The organism is Acidimicrobiales bacterium, assembly GCA_035546775.1.
Taxonomy (GTDB): Bacteria; Actinomycetota; Acidimicrobiia; order Acidimicrobiales; family JACCXE01; genus JACCXE01.
In genome coordinates this window covers 81,726-101,018 of sequence record DASZWD010000072.1, presented here as the reverse complement: position 1 = coordinate 101,018, position 19,293 = coordinate 81,726, and the positions used below count along the sequence as shown (strand labels likewise).

Genomic DNA, 19,293 nt, shown 5'->3' with positions numbered 1-19,293 from the left:
GTTGTCGTTAGTGGGCGACGTCCCCCAACCACGCCACCAACTTCCGAAGGGACAATATCGGCCCGCCAGAACGCCGGTCGGAAATCCCAACGAATTCTCAACACATAGACAATTCAACCGATGGGGCAGGGTGCAGTTTGTCCCTGGCCGCCGTTCCACGGGCCGCCCAGCCTCGCCCGGCCGGTTTCGGGGCGCCGTCGCCGCTGCGCTCGTCCTTGTAGCGGCCGCTGGATTGCTGAGCGTCCGGGCCACCGACGCGTCGTCGCGCCGCGTGATCGAGCAGCGCACGAAGCTGCGCACGGCCATCGGCGCGCAGTTCGTCCAGAGCTACGTCGACGACCTCTTTCAACGCGAGCGGTCACAGGCCACCCAGGCGTTGTCGGGCGACGTGGTGTCGGACGCCGACTTCAAGCAGGCCGTCGACTCGCTCGGTTTCCCCGCCGCCGTCCTGCTCGATGCCGACGGCAAGGCGCTGGAGGTGTACCCACCGAATTCCGCCGTCGTGGGCTACGACCTGGCGTCGCAGTACGCCCACCTGCGCGCCGCCCTGCGCGGGAACCGGGCGATTTCCACAGTGGTGCCCTCCGCCGCCACCGGGCTACCGATCGTCGCCTTCGCGCTGCCTTTCGACACGCCGTCGGGCCGGCGGGTGTTCAGCGGCGGTTTCGACCTGTCGTCGACGCCGCTGACCTCGTTCCTGCGCAACGCCACCTCGATCGAGCCGAACCGTTCCCTCATCGTCGACGACACCGGGGCCGTTGTGGCCACGACCGCGGCCGGCGCACCCCGCGCGCTGACCGACCTCGACGGGAGCCTGGCCGGCGCCCTGCGGCGCGGCGGCAGCGGATTCTTCCGCGAGGACGGCGCGCGCTGGTTCTTTGTCACCCAACCGGTCAAGGGCACGCCGTGGCGCTTGACACTGGCGGTACCGACTGCCGGGCTGTACTCGCCCATCGCCGGGGGCAACCTCGCCATGCGCGTGCTCGCCAGCATCGTGTTCGGCTTCGCCTGCGTGATCGCGTGGCTCGTGCTGCGCCTGGCGCGCCGGACCCGCGAGGCGGCCGACGCCCGTGACGAAGCGATGGCGGCCACCGATCAGAAATCGGCCTTTCTCGCCAATATGAGCCATGAGATCCGTACGCCGATGAACGGCGTCATCGGCATGACCGACTTGCTGATGGACACCGACCTCGACCCCGAGCAGCGCGAGTTCGCAACCGTGGCGCGCGACTCGGCGCATTCACTGCTGGCGGTCGTTAACGACATCCTCGACTTCTCCAAGATCGAGGCCGGTCGACTCGAGATCGAAGTCGTCGAGTTCGACCTCGGCCAGGTGCTCAAGAGCGTCGCCGACATGTTGCGCGTCGCTGCGCAAACCAAGGGCCTGCGCCTCGACGTCGACATCGACACCGACGTTGCCCGCCGCGTCGCCGGAGACCCCGCGCGCCTGCGCCAGATCCTGACGAACCTGGTGGCCAACGCCGTCAAGTTCACCAGCGACGGCGGGGTGGCGGTCCACGTGTCGGCGCGCCCGGGTCTGACGCGCTTCGAAGTCATCGACACGGGAATCGGAATGGACGAAGCGACGATCGCGTCACTGTTCCGACCCTTCGTGCAGGCCGACCGCTCGACGGCGCGGCGCTTCGGCGGCACCGGTCTCGGTCTCACGATCACCAAGGCGCTGGCGGAGTTGATGGGTGGCACGTGCGGCGTCACGAGCGAACCCGGTCAGGGCAGCACCTTCTGGGTCGAACTCCCGCTCGTCGCCGTATCCGCCGACTCGGTGGCGACTCCGGCGCTCTAGTTACGGTGTTCGCCATGAGCGAACAGCGCGTCACCGTCACCATCGAAGACCACGTCGCCGACGTGCGGTTCAACCGGCCCGACAAGATCAACGCGCTGGACGGGGAACAGTTCGCCGCCATCGTCGACGCCGGTGAGGAACTCAAGGCCAACCCCGACGTGCGCGCCGTCGTGCTGTCGGGCAACGGGCGCGGCTTCTGCGCCGGGCTCGACTTCTCGAGCTTCCAAGCCATGGCCGGTGGCGGTGGCGGTGGGGGCGAAAAGCCGGAGGCGTCGCCCCGACCCCGGCGCGGGATCATGGACCTCGAAGGCCGCATTACCCACCTCGGACAGCAGGCGTGTTACGTGTGGCAGGAGATGCCCTGCCCGGTGATCGCCGCCGTGCACGGCGTCGCTCTCGGTGGCGGCGCGCAGATTGCCCTCGGTGCCGACATGCGCATCGTCGCCCCGGATGCACAGATCTCGATCCTCGAAATCCGCTGGGGTCTCATCCCGGACATGACGGGAACGGCCATGCTCCCGCTGCTCGTGGGGCTCGACCGCGCCAAGGAGTTGACCTTCACCGGCCGCATGGTGTCGGGCACCGAAGCTGCGCAGATAGGACTCGCGACGCGCGTCAGTGAGTCGCCGCTCGACGACGCGCTGGCGCTCGCCCGCGAGATCGCGTCCAAGAGCCCGACGGCGGTGCGCGGCGCCAAGAAGCTGCTCAACGCCTCGCCCTACCGCGGCGTCGCCGAGCAGTTCGCCGACGAGCGCGCCACGATCGGTTCACTCATCGGCAGCCCGAACCAGGTCGAAGCCGTCATGGCCTACTTCGAAAAGCGCGACCCCAACTTCGTCGACTGAGGCAGACTGAGCGTCCCCCGGCACGACCGGGAAACACCGGCGAAGGGGAACCGCCTTGCTCGACCAACTCGAACGCTACGCAGACCACCTCGACCACTACACCGAGCTGCGATTGCACACGAACCACGCCAAGAACGTGCAGCTGATCGGCGGCAACGTCGTGGCCAACAGCTCCTCATCGCGGGGTGGTGCTTCGGCCCGTAGATACGAGGACGGCGCCTTCGGGTTCGCGTCGTTCCCGTCGATGAGCGACGACGCCATTCCCGGCGCGCTCAAGGCCGCCGGCAGCAACGTGGCGCTGCTCCAGCGCCGGGCGCCGATGGGCAAAGGTGACCTGCCGGTGGGGACCGTGGGTCGTGGGGTCTTCGACTACCGCTCGACGAAGCCAGCGCTGACCGACGCCGAGCAGCTCGACGCGATGCGCGCCATCGACGATTACCTGCGCTCGACGTATCCCGACCTGGCCAACATCGACGTTTCGTTGAGCTTCCTCGCGATGGAGAAAGGTCTCGCCACCTCCGCGGGCGCGCTCACCTACAGCTATATCCCGCGCACGATCGTGGTGGCCCGCATCAGCTACATGGCCGACGACGGCGCCGTCGAGGTCTACGACGCGTTCGGCGGGTTCGGCGATCCGCAGGAGCACCTCACTGATGTGTCGCTGATGTATCCCGAACTCGACGAGCTGTACCAGCGCGTGCGCGACAAGGCCGCCGGTGTGTTCGCCAAACCCGGCGAGCACGACGTGATCATGGACAGCCGCCTCGCCGGCATCCTCGCCCACGAGGCGATCGGCCACACGTGCGAAGCCGATCTCGTGCTCGGCGGTTCCGTCGCCGGCGATCACGTCGGTGACGTGGTGGCGTCGGAGAAAGTGACACTCGTCGACTACGCCGAGCGCGGGCCCGATGGCAACGGCGGCATCGCCATTCACGTCGACGACGAGGGCGTCGAGTGCCGGGACGTCACGATCATCGACAAGGGCGTGCTCAAGACGTTCCTGCACAACAAGGAGACGGCGCGCGAGATGGGCGCCGAGCCGACGGGCAACGCCCGCGCCTACGCCTTCGACGACGAACCGCTCGTACGCATGCGCAACACCACCATCGCCCCGGGCGCCGACAAGCTCGAAGACATGATCGCTTCGGTCGACCACGGCTACTACCTGACCCGTCCGACGAACGGGCAGGCCGATTCGACGAGCGAGTTCATGTTCGGCATCGGCATGGGCTACGAGATCGAGGGCGGCAAGATCACCCGGGCCATTCGTGACACGACCATCTCGGGCGTGGCCTTCGACATGCTCAAGACCGTCACCCACGTGAGCGACGACATGACGTGGGGCAAGGGCGGGATGTGCGGCAAGAAGCAGATGATCCCGGTGGGCATGGGCGGCCCGGCGGTGAAGTGCCGCATCACGATCGGTGGCCGGTCGTGACCAGCGTCTTGGACGCGACCGCCGGCGTCGACGTCGCGTCGTTCGCAGTGCAGGCGGCCAAGGATGCCGGCGCCGACGACGCCGTCGTCGTGCACGTCTACGACGAGTTGTTCGAGATCACCTTCGACAACACCGACGTGAGCATGGTCCGCACCACGGTCGACGACCAGGTGTCGATGACGGTCTTCGTCGGCGGCGCCAAGGGCTCGGCGTCATTGACGGGTCGTTCCCACGACCTCGTGAAGCAGGCGGCGGCCGAAGCGGTGGCGGCGGCACGCGCCGGCGTCGCCGATCCCGCCAACACCTTGTTCGACGGCGCGTCGAGCGGTCTCGTGGAGCTCGGCGACACCGAGCCGCAGTCCGACGCCATGATCGACGCCGTCCTGCGCCATCAGCAGTACGTCGCCCAGAACTATCCGAAGATCATCATCCGCGACTCGACGTACCACTTCCGCAACCGGTGGCGCTCGTTCGCCAGCAGCACCGGGCTTACCCGGCAAGAGCGGCGCGGGAGCTACACCGTCAGCACGATCTTCAGTGGGCGTGACGGCGACCGGGGCACGTCGTTCAACTACACGGGTGCGTCCTCGGTGACACCGTTCGCCGAGGTGCGCGACGCCGCCATGCTGCCGCGGCTGCTCGACGGCACCATGGCGTCGTTCGACCCGCGGCCCGTGCCCGCCACGTTCGTGGGCGACGTGATCTTCACCCCCCACAGCGTCTCGACTCTGCTCAACAGCTTCATGGGTGCGCTCACCGGCTACTCGCTCATGCGCGGTACGAGCCCGTTCCAGGACGCCCTGGGCCAGGCGGTTGCCGACCCGCGTCTGTCGATCGTCAATCGTCCCCAGTCGGCAGCCTTTCCGTTGGCGGCGACGTTCGACACCTACGGCATGCCCTCCGCCGACATGCCGATCGTGGAGCGCGGCGTGCTCGCCAACTTCATGATCGACTGGTACACGTCGCACAAGCTCGGCAAGCCCGCCAGCGCCAACGTGTACTCGATCGACGTGACGCCGGGCGATCAGACGCTCGACGACATCATCGCCACCACCGAGCGCGGCATCGTGCTCGGCCGCTTCTCCGGCGGCCAGCCCAACCAGCAACTCGACTTTTCGGGCGTCGCCAAGAATTCGTTTTACGTCGAGGACGGCAAGGTCCAGCACGCCGTCAACGAGACGATGATCGCCGGCAACTTTGCGACGATGCTGAATTCGATCCGCGCCATCGGCTCCGACGCGGTGAACTTCGGTGACGACTCGCTCACGTCGGTCGCGGCGACCGGCGTCACGATCTCGACGAAGTAGCCCTTAGGAGATGGCGGATGCCATCAACGTCGAGGGCCCGGCGGACGTGCGTCCCAGGCGGTCGGGATGGCGCTCACCCTTCCACTCGGCCAGCGCTGTCAGGACACCCCAGTCCGACAGGTCACTCATGTTGACCCGATGACGGTTGGCGCACAGATGGTGGTCGCCCTCGGGCACCACCATCTGATGCGCCGCTTGGACCACGCGCGACGCTTCGGGCTCGCACGGTCCGAGGACCGGCAGGTCGGCGTGGGTCACGACGATGTCGACGACCTCTTCGGGAAAGCCCCAGAGGCTGAGGAGAAAACCGCCGACGGTCGAGTGCGAGACGCCGAAGGCGTTGTATTCCAGTTCGTCGAGGTGACGGTGCTCGTACTCGGCTTGCCGCAGCAGCTCGGCGAACAGCTCGGGCCGGCAGGCGGCGAAGGCCAGCTGGCCGCACTCGAGGAGTAGGCCGGCACAGAACGCGTCCTCGGCGACCGACGGGTGCGCCAGGCGCCGGGCGAGCGCCGCCGTCTCCCACGAGCGCTGGTTGACTTCGACGAGCCACCTGCGCACCGGGCCGTCCTGCACCGTGCCGCGCCCGACGGTGTCGAGCAGCATCACGCTGCGCAGCACGTCGCGGCCCATCAGGACGACGGCCTGGTTGAGCGACGTCACACGCGATCGCGGCGCAAAGAACGACGAGTTCGTGAGCTGGAGGACCTTGGCCGAAAGGGCAACGTCGCGTTCGATGGCGGTCGCGACTTGGCGGGCGTCACTGTTGGGGTTGTCGAGGACGCTGACGACGTCGAGGAAGGCGCGTGGCGGCGTCGGCAGGACCGACAGGCTCATCATGTCGTCGCGCACCGACTCGAGGGCGATGGCGTCGCGCAGGGCCGTCGCGCGGTAGATCGCGTCGCGCAACTCCCACGCTTGGCAGGGCGCGGCGACGAACTGGTGGGCGCAGTTCACGACCATGTCGACGTGTTCGATGTCGCGGCAGGCCGACAGCACGACGCGGGCGGCGCCGGGAAAGCGCACGCGGGTCTGCGCCAGGAACTGGCCGTCGGCGAGGCCAGGGGTGATGAAGTCGCTGACGACGACGTCGGCAGAGCGATCGCTCAGAAAGCGGAACGCGTCAGGGCCGGTCGCGGCGCTCGCCAGTTCCCACACCTGGCCGTCGCCGTCGAGGGCAGCCCGGCAAGCATCGATCGTTGCCTGGTCGATTCCGACGAATAAGACGGTGTGCAAACTGGACCAGCTCCTCCATGAACAGGGCCCACTGATTTCAAAGAGCAATCCCAACGCAATCCCAACGCGGGAACTCCAGAGTCCTGTCGGCTGTCAACGGCCGAGGATTAGCGTTTGGAATGCGCGAAATCACGACAACCGGCGTTTGGACCCACACCGAGACGATGTCGGGTGCCGATGCCGTCGCACTCGCCCAACGAATTGAGGCACTCGGGTACTCCACGCTCTGGCTGCCCGAGACCGCGGGCAAAGATCCATTCGCGCTCATCGGGATGCTTGCCGCCAACACCACCGAACTGCGCTTCGCCACCGGAATCGCCAACATCTTCCACCGTCACCCCGGGGTGATGAAGCAGGCGGCGATGACGCTCGCCGAACAATCGGGCGGCCGGTTCATCCTCGGCATCGGTGTATCGCACGGTCCGATGGTCGCCGGCCTGCGGGGCCTCGACTACTCGAAGCCGCTGGCGTCGATGTCGGCGTACCTCGACGGCTACGACGCGTCGCCGTACATGGCGTTCCCGCCGGCCGAACCGCCCAAGCGCGTCCTCGCCGCCCTCGGGCCCAAGATGCTCGAGCTGGCGCGGGATAAGGCCGACGGCGCCCACCCGTACTGGACGACGCCCGACCACACCGCGCTGGCACGCAAGATCCTGGGCCCCGACAAGCTGTTGCTCGTCGAGCAGAAGGTCGTCGGGACGACGGACGCGGACAAGGCGCACGCGGCCGCCATCGGGGCCGTCAACATGTACCGGACGCTGCCGAACTACCGGAACAACTGGCTGCGTCTGGGATTCACGGACGAAGAAATCGACGCCAACGCCGCGCGCTTCCTCGACGCGGTCGTCGCCTGGGGCACGACCGATCAGATCAAGGCGCGCATCCAGGAGCACATCGACGCCGGCGCCGATCAGGTGTGCGTTCAGCCTCTCGATCCCGAGAATCGCCTCGGCTTCGTCGATTGGGACGTGCTGGAAAGTCTCAAGCCGTAGAGGTTCCTGCCTACGCATAGATGGCTCCGCCGCGCCATGGCGCCGCCGCCTTTCCCAACCAATAGTGAATATGTCGGAAGGGGAGACAAAATGTGGTGGCAGCTAGGAGCCCTGGCGAACGGCGTGCTGTTCGCGTCCTACATGGTGATCTCGTTGTCGATCCTCGTACCCCTGCTGCGAACCGATCAGTTGCGTACGAATCACCTCGGTACCGCGACGGCGCTGATCTTCTTCTCATGCGGCATCGGCCACGGCGAGCACCTCTTCCACCTGATCGGGCCGTCGATCGGGGTCGGCGAGACCGTGGGCCAGGCCGCCCGCGTGTCGACCGAGTGGCACATCGTGCTCTGGGACTCGTTCACCGCGATCGTCGGCCTCTACTACGTGTCGCTGCGCAAGACGTACGGCTCGCTGATGAAAGGCGCATCGCTCTTCCAGGACATGAAGGAGAAGCAGCGGCAAGCGCTCGAGATCAACGACAACATCGTGCAGGGGTTGGTGGTGGCCGAGACCGCCCTGGCGCTTGACGAGCACGAGCAGTCTCGTGCCGCGCTCGAGTCGACGCTGGCCGCGGCGCGACAGATCATCAGTGACTTGCTCGGGGAGGCAGGCACCGAGGTTCGGCTCGGCCCCGGCGATCTGCGACGAACGAAGGCGGCCAGCGTTGACCCTCGCTGACTTCGAAGCCGGTCAGCGTGAACTCACGGCCACCGTCCGCGTCCTCGTCGTCGACGACGTGCCTGACATTCGCAAGCTCATTCGCATGACGCTCGAACGCGTTGGTCCTTTCGACGTTGTCGGCGAGGCCGGCGACGGTCAGTTCGCCATCGCCGAAGCCGCGCGCCTCAAGCCCGACATCGTGTTGCTCGATCTGTCGATGCCTATCATGGACGGGCTCGAAGCCCTCCCGGAGATCCTGGTGGCGTCGCCCGAGTCAAAGGTGTTGGTCCTATCGGGGTTCACCGCCGGCGAGATGGGCGACGAAGCCATCCGTCTCGGCGCCGCCGGGTACATGGAGAAGGGCGGCATCGTCGGCAAGCTCGGCCCGCGGCTGCGTGAGCTCGTGCCCTTCCGCGTGGCTCCGTCGCCGCGCCCCACCGACACGTCCGGTCCGCCGACCACCAGCGGTGATCTGTTTGCTTTGCTGCTGCGCGACGTGTCACGGCCGTTGACCGTCTTGCACGCGCTGGCGTCGCGCCTCTTGCGCGCCGAGGAACTCCCACCCGAAGCGGTGCACAGCGCGATGCAGGCGATCACGCGCGAGGCGCGCCGGCTGCAGTTGCTGCTCGACACCTTCTCCGACGCGGGCAAGCTCGAAGTCGGCGGGCTCGACCTCACGCTCGTGCCGACCGACGTACCGCAGCTGCTGCGCGAGTTGCTCGACGAGTTGACGGAGATCACGGCGTCGCATCCCGTCAACGTCGACGTCGACGAACACGTGGTCGTCAACGTCGACCCGACGCGCATCCGCCACGTCCTCATGTCATTGCTGTCGAACGCCGCCAAGTTCTCGCCGTTGCACACGCCGATCGAAGTCACGACGGCCACCGACGACGCCGCCTTCGAAGTGCGGGTGCGCGATTTCTGCGGCGGCCTGTCCGCGGAGCATCGGGATCGGTTGTTTACGAAGTTCGGCCCCGGCGAGCGGGAAGCGGCGGGCCCCGGCCTCGGTCTTTACATCTCCCGCGAGATTGCCCGCGCCCACGGCGGTGACGTGTTCCTCGCCAACTGCGACGCGTCGGGCTGCGTGTTCGCCTTGCGTCTGCACCTGAACCGCTGAGGCCTCAGGCGTCGAGCTCGGGCAACTCCACCGGCGCCGGTCGCGGCCGGCACGCGCCGCAGTAGAGCGCGTCTTCGACGACGAGGGCGCGGCTCACGCCGGCGGTCGTACGGTCGAGCGTCAGCACGAACGGCTTCGTCTCCACGTGGTTCTCGCACAGCCCGCGCCCGCAGAAGCGACACGTCCCGACGGCGACCTGGCGACAGTGCCAACAATTCACCCGAACTCTCCTCCCACGCTCCGGTCGGCCGTACTGGTGCGGTAGCGCGCGAACCCGTGCGCGATCAGAGCCCGAAATGTCTCGGCGTCGAAGCGCAACAACTGTGCCGGGGCGATCGCCCGCACCGTGGCCGTACGGACGTGCTCGTCGAGCAGTCCGGTCTCGCCGAAGTGGTCACCGGCGCGCAGTGTGGCCACCGCCGCGCCGTCTCGCGCGACTTCGAGCTGCCCGGCGACGACGGCGTAGAACGCGTCGGCGGCGTCGCCCTGCGTCACGATCGCCTCACCCGGTTGGGCGTTGACCCGTTCGGCGCGCGTCGCCAACAGGTCCGCCTCGGCGAGGGACAGGTGGCGGAACAACGCCAGTTCGCGGATCTCGAGAGCGGGACCGATGGCCGGAGCAAGGTCACGGGGCGCGATCGAAGGGGCGAGCACGCGCTCGAAGCTGCCGGCGTCGAACTCGAACACCTCGCTGTCGACCGCGGCAGTGACGGTGGCGGTGCGCGCCCGGCGGTCGAGCAGCGCCAGCTCCCCGAAGCTGTCGCCGTCGCCGAGACGGCGCAACACGCGCGGTTCGCCGGCGGTATCACGCTCGGTCACGTCGAAGCGGCCACGTCGGATCAGGAAGAACGAGGTGGCGGCGTCGCCCTGGCGAACGACGGCGGTGCCCGCGGGGACGCGTCGGCGCGTCACGCGACCGGCGAGGTCCGACAGCGTGTCGTCGTCGAGATCGACGAGACCGGGCACCGTCTTGAGTAAGCCGGCGGCCTCGATGCGCCAGCTCGACTCGGCGCGGAAGCGCGCGGCGTCGACCAGCGACGCGGCGCCGCGGGCCACGGCGCGGGCGAGCGCCAGCAACGGCTCGGTCAGCGGGCCGGCGGCGAAGGCGAGGACGAGGACCACGCCCACGCGTCCGAAGAACCCGGTGCGCCAGGCCGCAGCTACGAGTGAGGTCGCCAACGGCCACCAGAGCCGCAGGGCGAAGGCGACGGCGACGGTGGAGGTCAGCAGTCCGACTACGGCGAACAGCGCCATCGCCCGTTCGGAGGGTCGCAACGGCGAGCGCCGGCCGCGCAGGCGCGCCGGCAATTCGTGGCGCACGATCGCCAGCGAGCGCTTCCGCAATTGCGGGACGTCGAGCAGATCGCTCAGCAACCAGTAGCCGTCGAGCTCGATGAACGGAATGAGGTTGAGCGCAACGTTCAGGTAGGCGACGGCCGCGAACCGTCGCAGTTCAGCTCCGAGGGCGACGTGAGGCGCCAGCCAGACGCCGATGGCCGCGGCCCCCGCGAGCGTGGCTTCCATCCACGGCCCGGCGATCGCGTTGTAGGCGCGCTGCTGCGGTGTGGCGAACACCAGGTCGGTCGAGTCGACGAAGAACGCCGGATGCCCGAGGTAGAGGCGGAAGCCGGCGTTGATCACCCGCCGCCCGGCGCGCTTGACGGCCAACGCGTGCGCCATCTCGTGACAGAACATGGCGACGAGGATGAAGCCGAACACCACGAGCGCGCTGTGCCCCGAAACCGAGGCCACCAGTGATCCGTGCGCGCCGTGCGACGACGCCGCCAGCGCGGCGACGCCGCCGACGATGACCGCGGCGCTGACGACGACGGCCGGCCACGTGTAGAGCAGCCGACCGCCGCCGCGGTACACGGCGTCGACGAATCGATCGGCGCCGCCCCACGACACGGACTGGGAGCGCAGCGCCGACCACCACCGGCGCCGCCGGGCCTGCCTCGCTTGCAGGCGCTCACCGAGGGCCTGGTAGACGTCTACCGGTGGGCGGGTGAGCAGCCCGCCGGCGTACAGATCGGCGACGAGTCCGACGACGTCGTCGATCGAGGCGCCGCCGTCGCCCGCCATGGCGTCGGCCGCTAGCGCGCCCACCGACACGCTGCCGTCGAGGCGCTCCACGACGTCGACCTCGTCGCCGTGCAGGCGCAGATAGGGCGTGCCGGCGGCGTGCACGACGGCGTCGCGTTCACCCCAACGCGTCACCCGGGCGCCGATCTCGGCGTCGGCGCGCAAACATGGGCGTTCGGCGGCCGGGTCGAGAACCGCTTCGAGCGCCGTCAGCACGGCTCGACGCTACCGGGCGACGTGACCGATGCCACACGATCGGTGGTTGACCTGGGCGGCCGCGACTCGGAGAATGACGACGCGGAGCGGATACGGAGGGGAACGATGGCGATCACACCGAAGAAGCCGGCGGCGAAGCCCGAAGCGAAGAAGGCCGACGCCGAGCGCGCCGAGTCGCGTGAAACCAAGCGCCTGTACGCCGGCAACCGCAACGAGTCGCGCCAGACGAAGCGGATCGCCATGAACCACTGCGAGTCGCGCCACACCGTCTAGGCGTTCTACCGTCGGTCGGTGACCGACGATCCTTGGGACTTCGTCGAGGCCGGTCGTTACGACGAGGCGCGGCCGCACCTGCGCGCCGCCCTCGACCGCGCCGTGGCCGAATTCGGCGCGGCGTCGTTCGAGGCGGCGGTGGCGGCGAACCAACTCGGGGTGGCGTGCAAGTTCGCCGGCGCCTATGACGAGGCGGCAGCCGCTTACGCCCGCGCCCTTCCGGTGGGTGAGCAGCTCGCGGCGGCGGGCGAACCCGACCTGCTGGCCACCTTGCTGCACAACCTCGGCGGCCTGGCGCATTCACGCGGAAACTACGAGGAGGCCGAACCCATCGCCCGCCGCGGCCTCGAGTTGCGGCGGGCCGAGTGCGGCGACGACAACGAGGCGGTCGCGGCTGACGCCGCCGCTCTCGCCGCCATCCTCGAGCACCTCGAGCGCTGGCCCGAAGCCGAGGCGCTCTTCACCGAGGCGCTCGAACGATGGGAGGCGGCCGGCGACGCGTACGAAGCGGCGATGACCCGCAATGGGTTGGCCGCCGTTTTGCGCTTCAGCGGACGGACCGATGACGCCGAAGCGCTGTTTCGTGTCGCGTTACACGACGTCGAGGCCGAGCGCGGCGCCGATCACCCCGACACGGCGACCGTGCGCAACAACCTGGCGATGCTGCTCAATGCGACTGGTCGCCCGGCCGAAGCGTTGCCGCTGCTCGATCGGGCGGCGGACGACCTCGAGGCGATGCTCGGGCCGACGCACCCCGCCACAGTCGACATCGTCGCCAATCGCGCCCGGGTTGCCGCCCACGTCGCGACGGGCGTCGACCCCGGCCCGCCGGCTTAGACCGACTCCGGGTCGAGTTCGGACAGCAGGTCGTTTTCCATCGGCAAGGGTCCTTCGTAGTCCCTCCGCTCGATGTCGGCGATCACGTCGGGGAGTTGCACGCGCGGGACGGGCTGGGGTTGGGCGCACATCACGAAGGCCGTCGCGCAGTAGTCGTCGACCCGCTCGACGATGCCGAAGCCGGCGACGCCGGGCGCGTTCGTGAACTTCATCCAGCCGTTGCCCGCGACCTCGACTTCGGCCATCTGGTCCTCCATGCCCGCGAGGTAGATGTTGGCGCCGATCTGCTGGATGGTGATCTTGAGGGACTCGGCGAAGAACACCGGGTCGGGTACGTGCCAGCGGTAGAAGCCGACGAAGTCCGGGTTGGCGCCGGTGGGCGTGCCCGGCGGGCGCACGTCGAGCGGCGCGCCCATGTACAACCCCTGGTGGGGCCCCATGCCCCACGCCGTGCCGACGTAGTCCTCGAGACCGGTTCCACAGATCGTCGGGTGGGACGTATCGCCGTCGAGGAACATCTTCACCTCACCCTCGCCGTACCAAATCATGCCGTCGATGACGCGCACGCCGACGACGCAGCCGAGGAAGCGCCCGGGGCCGTGCAAGCCGTCGCAGATCACGAAGTCCCGTTTCGTGGTCGTGGGGTTCTCACGGCGGTAGGTGGCGTGCAGGTAGGTCACGTCGGAGGCCAGTTCGGGCTCGAGCGTGTAGTCGACTTGGAAGTACAGCGGTGCCCGCTTCTCCGACGCGTTGACGTACTCGACGCGGATCGAGCGCTTGAACGGCATGGGTATGAAGGAGTTGTAGCCCCGCCCCTCGCCGATGATCGCCAGCGCACTGTTGAGCGCCACCGGACGGCCCCACGGCACGCCGAAGAAGTCGATCGCCGGCACGCTGATGCTCGGCTCGGTGGCGCCGTCGTAGAAGACCTCGATGATCTTTGCCCGCATCACCTCGGGGGGCGCCAGCGGGAAGGTCATCCAGATATGGCGCACGACGCCCGGACCCTCGATGTCGGCGAGCACGACGCGCTCGCCGACGTCGACCAACCGGAACGGTGCGCCCTTGCGCCCGTTGGCGACGGTGCCGCCGGCGCCGCGGGCGCCGGTGGGGTTCTCGAAGGTCACGGCGCGCGACTCGACGCCGTGAGGCACGCGCGTCAGATCGAAGGCGTTGAACACAATGCTCCTTTGCCGAGTTAGCTGAGCTGGCCCGACGCGCAGGCCCGTCCGATCTGCTGGCCGATGTTGAACAGCTGCTGCTGGTCGGCGTTGCTATCGCTGTTGAGCTTGTCGAGCGGGATCGTCGTGACGATGTGGCGGGCCATGCAGTCGGCGGTCTTGGCCGGGACGTTGCTCTGCACGAAGACGTCGAGCAGCTCCAGGCGCGTCGCCGGCAGCTCCATGGAGTTTGCAGCGTCCGCCCGCGGCGTGGGCACCACGTTGGGCTCGCAGGCGTCGAGCTGCACGCCGTTGGCCATCGCGACGACCTGCACGGTGTTCTCGGTGAACGCCGCCTTCCACTGGTTGAGCGCGTTGGTCATTTCCGCGTTGTCGTTCGGTGTGTCGCCCTGGAAGGCGATGCGGATGCAGGGCCGGTTGTTCTTGCGGTAGCCGACGTAGGAGTCGCCGCCCCAGCCGTCGACCGCGGCGAGCGCCGTGGGTTGGTCGACGAACGACGACAGCACGACGTACCACGGCACGACGCCGAAGTCGCCCTTGTCCGTACGGGTCTCGCCCGGCTGAAGGGCCGGGACTGCGACCTTCTGGCGATGCTCACCACTCGTGGCCGCCAGCGCGTCGAGCAGGCCTTCGTCGCTGTCGGCCGGATGACGGAACAGCTTGTTCAAGCCGGCGACGCCCTGCTGCTCCACGACGAAACGCGTGAGCGGTTCGCCCAGGTCGTACGGCGCGCCGAAGAGTTGCAACAGCGACGGCGGTACGCCAGCGAGTTCGTCCTGCGCCTTGCTGCGCTCGGCGTCGTCTTCCCTGTAGTACTCGTTCTGCTCGCTGCGGCTGAGACTGTCGACGTACTGGTTCTCGATGCGCACCGCGTCGCCTTCGATCAATGCGTCGAAGAACGAGTTGGCGCCGTCGGTGGAGAACTTGCGGCTGATGTCGAAGTTTTGGTCCTGGAGCGCGTGGGTCAACTCGTGCGCGAGGGTCACCCGCGTCGCGACGTCGATCTTCGTGCCGCGGACCACCACCTTCTCCGCTTGGTCGTCGTAGTAGGCGAGCGTTCCGCTCGAGCCGAGGGTGTTGAGCTGCTTGACGAGGTCGACGTCGCGGCCGAGCAGGCCGAGCGCGTGCGCCTCGCCTTCGAAGGTGCGCAGGTCGCGCTTGTCGGCGGCGCTGAGCTGATCCGGGCTCGTCCCGTTCTGCTTCTTGTACTCAGCTTCGCTCAAAAACTCCACCGGTACCGGATGGTCGTAGCGAAGGTGGCGCGCGCCCTCGACGAACTTGACCAAGTCGGCGACGCGGGCGTCCCAGTGCGACGGGTACTGGCTCCGGGTCGCGTGCCTGTAGCCCGCGACGTCGCCCGCCAGCAGCGCCGCCACCACGACCGCCAGCACGACACGCGCCGGCTTGTTCACGCGCCGACGACCCAGCTGAACGACGCGCGGATGATCGGATCAGGCATGTCGTGACCCCCGTCGAATTCGATGTACTCGACGGCGTACCCGTTCTCGTGCAGCGAGTAGGCGATCGGCCGGCCACAGCGGTCGATCGGCAGGATGGCGTCCTTGGTGCCGTGACTCAGGAACACGCGCGGCTTCTGCTCGGTGACGGACTTCGGCGCGATGAAGCCGGGGGACCACGCGACGATGGCGCCGAACAGGTCGCCGTTCATCACGCCGAGCGACAGTGCGTACGACGCGCCGTCGGAGATGCCGCCGATCGAGACGTTGTCCGGGTCGACGTTGCAGTGCGCGAAGGCGAAGGCCAGCGCGGCGTCGCAATATTCGACGTCGGGGCCGTAGCCGCCGCGCAGGACGTCCCAGGTGGTGCCGATCTCGCGCGAGTCGGGGATGACGAGGATCAGCTCGGCGTCGTCGGCCGCCGCCACCAGCGGCCGCGCCATCCACTTGGCCATCATCGTGGCGCCGTGGAGCACGAGCATCAGCGGCCGCGGCCCGTCGGCATCGGGGACGTAGATGAGCCCGTCGCGTGGACCCTCCGCAAGACCCAAGGGATGCAGTCCCGGTTCGAGGATGTCGCGCGACGGCGGAACGGGGCGCGCGTGGAACCGCCCGTCGCCGTAATCGGTCGTCACCCGTGCCCGCCGCGCTTGACACCGCCGTACTTCATGCGGGTATCGCTCACGGCCGCGGCCCGCGCCGACTCGTCGGCCAGCGCGGCATCGACGAGTTCGCCGACGAACAGGGTGTGGGTGCCGAAGTCGATCGAATCGCGCACCGCGCAGTCGAGCCACGCCAGGGCGTCGTCGAACACCGGGGCGCCGGTGGTCGCCGCGTGCACGCGCCAGCCGTTGAGCGTCTCACCGTCGTCGTTGGCCGGCTTCGAGAACTTGATGAAGACCTTGGTGTCGTCGGACCGCCACAGGTTGACGCTGAAGGCGCGCCCAGCGGTAATGAGGCGGTGGGTGACCGACGAGTTGTCGATGCCCACGCCGATCAACACCGGCTCCATCGACAGCTGCGTCACCCAACTCGCCGTCATCGCGTTGCGCGTGCCGTCCGCGGCGGATCCGACCAACGCCAGTGCGTTGGGGATCCGCCACGTGACCTTGTTGACGAGTTCGTCCTCGAGCGCCATGCACTGTCGACGCTACGTGCTTTTGGTGATGCTGAAACAGAAAGACCCTGGCTCAGCATCACCAAAAGCCGTTATGCCGCGGCGGTAGCGGGTGCGGCCGAGGACCCGAGGGCCACGGCCAGCACGTCGCCGATCTCCTTGGCGAGGTGGAACGTCATCTGCTCCCGCACGGCCTCCGGGACATCCGCGAGGTCGGGGCCGTTGCGCTCGGGCAGGATCACCTCGGTGAGTCCGGCCCGGTGCGCGGCGAGCACCTTCTGCTTGACGCCGCCAATTGGCAGCACCTTGCCCTGGAGCGTGACCTCGCCTGTCATGCCGACCACGCCGCGCACCGGCTGACCGGTGAGCAGCGACACCAGCGCGGTCGTCATGGTGACGCCCGCCGACGGACCGTCCTTGGGCACGGCGCCCGCGGGCACGTGCACGTGGAAGCGCTTGCCGTCGAAGGCCTTCGGCTCGATGCCGAGTTCGGTTGCGTGTGAACGCACGTAGGAAAGCGCGATCGACGCCGATTCCTTCATCACGTCGCCGAGTTGGCCGGTGAGCGTCAGGCCGCCGTCGCCGTCCATCGCGGTGGCTTCGACGAACAACACGTCGCCGCCCACGCCCGTCACGGCGAGACCGGTTGCGACGCCGGGCACCGACGTCCGCTCGGGGGCCTCGAAGAAGAACTTCTGGCGACCAAGCCAGGTGCGGACCGCTGGCGCGTCTGCGATTACCACGGGCGCCGTCTCCTTCCCGGACGAGATCGCCGTCGCGACCTTGCGCAGCAACTTGCCGATCTCGCGCTCGAGGTTCCGCACGCCGGCCTCACGGGTGTAATCCGACACGATCACCCGCAGCGCGTCGTCGGTCACTTGCACCTCGCCGGCGTCGAGCGCGTTGCGCTCGAGTTGGCGGGCGAGCAGGTGGTCACGGGCGATGGCGACCTTCTCGTCTTCGGTGTAGCCGTCGAGGCGCACGACCTCCATGCGGTCGAGCAGCGGGCCGGGGATTGTCTCCACGACGTTCGCCGTGACGATGAACATCACGTCGGACAGGTCGAGGTCGACCTCGAGGTAGTGATCACGGAACGTGTGGTTCTGCGCCGGGTCGAGCACTTCGAGCAACGCCGACGACGGATCGCCGCGCCAGTCGCTGCCCAACTTGTCGACCTCGTCGAGCATCACGACGGGGTTCATCACGCCGGCTTCCTTGATCGCCCGCGCGATGCGCCCCGGCATGGCGCCGACGTAGGTGCGCCGGTGACCGCGGATCTCGGCTTCGTCGCGCACACCGCCGAGGGCCACGCGCACGAACGGGCGTCCCATGGCGCGCGCCACCGATTCGCCCAGGGAGGTCTTGCCCACACCCGGCGGACCGACCAAGGTGATGATCGCCCCGGCGCCGCGTTCGCCCACGAGGGCGAGGCCGCGCTCGCTGCGCCGCTTGCGGATGGCGAGGTGCTCGACGATGCGGTCCTTCACGTCGTCGAGACCGTTGTGGTCGGCGTCGAGCACGCGACGCGCCTCGGCGACGTCGAGCTGGTCCTCGGCGCGCTGTGTCCACGGGATGTCGGCGACGGTGTCGAGCCACGTGCGGATCCAGCCGTGCTCCGGGCTCTGCTCCGACGTGCGCTCGAGGCGGCCGAGCTCACGCTCGACGGCCTTGCGCACCTGCTCGGGTACGAGGTCGTCGTCGACGATGGCTTCGAAGCGCGCCAGCTCGTCGTCGCCCAGTTCGTTCTCGCCCAGCTCTTTCTTGATCGCGGCGAGCTGCTGGCGCAAGAGGTACTCGCGCTGGGTCTTCTCCATGCCTTCGTTGACGTCGCGGCGGATCGACTCGCGCACCGACTGCTCGGCCAGGATGTCCTTGGCAAAGGCGACGACGAGTTCGAGGCGTGCCTCGACGTCGAGGGTCTCGAGCACCTGTTGCTTTTGGTCGACCGAGAGGTCGGGGGAGTAGCCGGCGAGGTCGGCCACCGCGCTCGGGTCGGTCATCTCGCGAATGGCGGCGACGAGGGCTCCGATGCCACGGGCCTCGAGGATGTTGGCGACTGCGGCCTTGTATTCACGGGCGAGGTCGTGGGCGCGTTCGGTGTCGCCGTTCGTTTCGTCGGCGCGGGTCGCCTGGACCCACAGCGCGGAGCCGCTGCCGGGCACGCCGACGCCGATCTGCGCGCGGTAGAGGCCCCGGACGATGATCGCCCGGCGACCGTTCGGCAGATCACCCGACTCTTCGATGTGGGCGACGGTGCCGATGGTGGCGTATGTGGTGCCGACCCGAGGGACGACGAGCACTTGCCCGTCGTCACCGGCGGCTTCGGCGGCTGCCTTGGCTTCGCCCGTTTCGAGGGCGATCGTCACCATCATCTCGGGCAGCAGGACACCCGTTCCCAGAGGCAGGACGGGCAGGGTGAGCGTTGTCATGCCCCCTATAACGACTACCTACGGAAACTTGTTCCCGTTATTGTCAAGTTTCGACGTAGACGTACACGAGCTCGGGCTCGCGCTCGTCGCCCCGCTCCTCGAGCACGTAGGAGCCGCCACCTTCGTGGCGCACCTCGCGGGGAATGGGCTGCTCGACGAGCAGTCCGAGGCCCGAGCACGGGCCGCCTTCGCATGGAACCAGCGTCTTTTCGATGGGAAACATCGTAAGCGCATCGAATGCCTGTGCTTGTAAGCCGGTTTGCGCTAAAAAGGACACATCCCGCCCCCGGGAAACCCCATGC

At 68.3% G+C, this 19,293-nt stretch carries 18 protein-coding genes; 9 read left to right on the top strand and 9 right to left on the bottom strand.

Annotated features, from left to right (window positions below; translation table 11 throughout):
* Positions 1-232 precede the first annotated feature (232 nt).
* From VHC63_18170 to VHC63_18155, 4 genes are read left to right on the top strand one after another with little or no spacing between them, the layout of a single operon-like run.
* The gene (locus VHC63_18170) at positions 233-1,804 is read left to right on the top strand and encodes an ATP-binding protein (GenBank protein HVV38541.1); all 1,572 of its coding nucleotides are present in this window, start codon (positions 233-235) and stop codon (positions 1,802-1,804) included.
* A 14-nt stretch (positions 1,805-1,818) separates the two neighbouring features.
* Positions 1,819-2,649 carry a crotonase/enoyl-CoA hydratase family protein gene (locus tag VHC63_18165; GenBank protein HVV38540.1) on the top strand — a complete coding sequence of 277 codons (831 nt, stop codon included), beginning with the start codon at positions 1,819-1,821 and terminating at the stop codon, positions 2,647-2,649.
* Positions 2,650-2,704: 55 nt separating this feature from the next.
* Positions 2,705-4,087, top strand: a complete 1,383-nt coding sequence (locus VHC63_18160) for a TldD/PmbA family protein (GenBank protein HVV38539.1) — start codon at positions 2,705-2,707, stop codon at positions 4,085-4,087.
* On the top strand, positions 4,084-5,394 hold the full coding sequence (locus VHC63_18155) for a TldD/PmbA family protein (GenBank protein ID HVV38538.1): 1,311 nt from the start codon (positions 4,084-4,086) through the stop codon (positions 5,392-5,394). The genes VHC63_18160 and VHC63_18155 overlap by 4 nt, the downstream gene beginning before the upstream one ends.
* 3 nt (positions 5,395-5,397) lie before the next feature.
* On the opposite strand, the gene VHC63_18150 is transcribed toward VHC63_18155, so the two are convergent.
* Positions 5,398-6,627: a response regulator gene (locus tag VHC63_18150; protein ID HVV38537.1), complete on the bottom strand. Its 1,230-nt coding sequence runs from the start codon at positions 6,625-6,627 to the stop codon at positions 5,398-5,400.
* A gap of 119 nt (positions 6,628-6,746) precedes the next feature.
* Between VHC63_18150 and VHC63_18145 the strand changes: the two genes are divergently transcribed.
* From VHC63_18145 to VHC63_18135, 3 genes are all read left to right on the top strand, one after another.
* Entirely contained in the window at positions 6,747-7,619 is an 873-nt protein-coding gene (locus VHC63_18145) for a TIGR03620 family F420-dependent LLM class oxidoreductase (protein HVV38536.1), read from the top strand.
* A gap of 90 nt (positions 7,620-7,709) precedes the next feature.
* Positions 7,710-8,297 (top strand): hypothetical protein, encoded by a 588-nt coding sequence (locus tag VHC63_18140; GenBank protein ID HVV38535.1) that lies wholly within the window; start codon positions 7,710-7,712, stop codon positions 8,295-8,297.
* A complete protein-coding gene (locus VHC63_18135; GenBank protein HVV38534.1) occupies positions 8,284-9,399 on the top strand; it encodes a response regulator in 1,116 nt (371 codons plus the stop codon). Before VHC63_18140 ends, VHC63_18135 begins: the two co-directional genes overlap by 14 nt.
* A 4-nt stretch (positions 9,400-9,403) precedes the next feature.
* Here the strand turns inward: VHC63_18135 and VHC63_18130 are convergent, their stop codons facing one another.
* Both VHC63_18130 and VHC63_18125 read right to left on the bottom strand, forming a co-directional pair.
* On the bottom strand, positions 9,404-9,544 hold the full coding sequence (locus VHC63_18130; GenBank protein ID HVV38533.1) for a hypothetical protein: 141 nt from the start codon (positions 9,542-9,544) through the stop codon (positions 9,404-9,406).
* 71 nt (positions 9,545-9,615) lie between these two features.
* The gene (locus tag VHC63_18125; GenBank protein ID HVV38532.1) at positions 9,616-11,697 is read right to left on the bottom strand and encodes a cyclic nucleotide-binding domain-containing protein; all 2,082 of its coding nucleotides are present in this window, start codon (positions 11,695-11,697) and stop codon (positions 9,616-9,618) included.
* Positions 11,698-11,802: 105 nt separating this feature from the next.
* Between VHC63_18125 and VHC63_18120 the strand changes: the two genes are divergently transcribed.
* Both VHC63_18120 and VHC63_18115 read left to right on the top strand, forming a co-directional pair.
* Positions 11,803-11,970: a hypothetical protein gene (locus tag VHC63_18120; GenBank protein HVV38531.1), complete on the top strand. Its 168-nt coding sequence runs from the start codon at positions 11,803-11,805 to the stop codon at positions 11,968-11,970.
* Between the two features lie 18 nt (positions 11,971-11,988).
* Positions 11,989-12,807, top strand: a complete 819-nt coding sequence (locus tag VHC63_18115) for a tetratricopeptide repeat protein (protein HVV38530.1) — start codon at positions 11,989-11,991, stop codon at positions 12,805-12,807.
* Here VHC63_18115 and VHC63_18110 read toward each other — a convergent pair.
* The 6 genes from VHC63_18110 to VHC63_18085 form a co-directional block, all read right to left on the bottom strand.
* On the bottom strand, positions 12,804-13,988 hold the full coding sequence (locus VHC63_18110; GenBank protein ID HVV38529.1) for a glycoside hydrolase family 172 protein: 1,185 nt from the start codon (positions 13,986-13,988) through the stop codon (positions 12,804-12,806). The genes VHC63_18115 and VHC63_18110 overlap by 4 nt on opposite strands.
* A gap of 17 nt (positions 13,989-14,005) precedes the next feature.
* The gene (locus VHC63_18105) at positions 14,006-15,400 is read right to left on the bottom strand and encodes a hypothetical protein (protein HVV38528.1); all 1,395 of its coding nucleotides are present in this window, start codon (positions 15,398-15,400) and stop codon (positions 14,006-14,008) included.
* Positions 15,397-16,080 carry a hypothetical protein gene (locus tag VHC63_18100; GenBank protein ID HVV38527.1) on the bottom strand — a complete coding sequence of 228 codons (684 nt, stop codon included), beginning with the start codon at positions 16,078-16,080 and terminating at the stop codon, positions 15,397-15,399. Before VHC63_18100 ends, VHC63_18105 begins: the two co-directional genes overlap by 4 nt.
* Positions 16,077-16,583, bottom strand: a complete 507-nt coding sequence (locus VHC63_18095) for a flavin reductase family protein (protein ID HVV38526.1) — start codon at positions 16,581-16,583, stop codon at positions 16,077-16,079. Before VHC63_18095 ends, VHC63_18100 begins: the two co-directional genes overlap by 4 nt.
* Before the next feature lie 71 nt (positions 16,584-16,654).
* Positions 16,655-18,991 (bottom strand): endopeptidase La, encoded by a 2,337-nt coding sequence (gene lon / locus VHC63_18090; GenBank protein ID HVV38525.1) that lies wholly within the window; start codon positions 18,989-18,991, stop codon positions 16,655-16,657.
* 43 nt (positions 18,992-19,034) lie between these two features.
* Entirely contained in the window at positions 19,035-19,214 is a 180-nt protein-coding gene (locus VHC63_18085; protein ID HVV38524.1) for a hypothetical protein, read from the bottom strand.
* Between the last annotated feature and the right edge of the window lie 79 nt (positions 19,215-19,293).

Coding starts and splice junctions, on each gene's coding strand:
- VHC63_18120 (HVV38531.1), top strand. CDS start 11,803: ATGGCGATCACACCGAAGAAGCCGGCGGCGAAGCCCGAAGCGAAGAAG.
- VHC63_18140 (HVV38535.1), top strand. CDS start 7,710: ATGTGGTGGCAGCTAGGAGCCCTGGCGAACGGCGTGCTGTTCGCGTCC.
- VHC63_18165 (HVV38540.1), top strand. CDS start 1,819: ATGAGCGAACAGCGCGTCACCGTCACCATCGAAGACCACGTCGCCGAC.
- VHC63_18085 (HVV38524.1), bottom strand. CDS start 19,214: ATGTTTCCCATCGAAAAGACGCTGGTTCCATGCGAAGGCGGCCCGTGC.
- lon (HVV38525.1), bottom strand. CDS start 18,991: ATGACAACGCTCACCCTGCCCGTCCTGCCTCTGGGAACGGGTGTCCTG.
- VHC63_18145 (HVV38536.1), top strand. CDS start 6,747: ATGCGCGAAATCACGACAACCGGCGTTTGGACCCACACCGAGACGATG.
- VHC63_18095 (HVV38526.1), bottom strand. CDS start 16,583: ATGGCGCTCGAGGACGAACTCGTCAACAAGGTCACGTGGCGGATCCCC.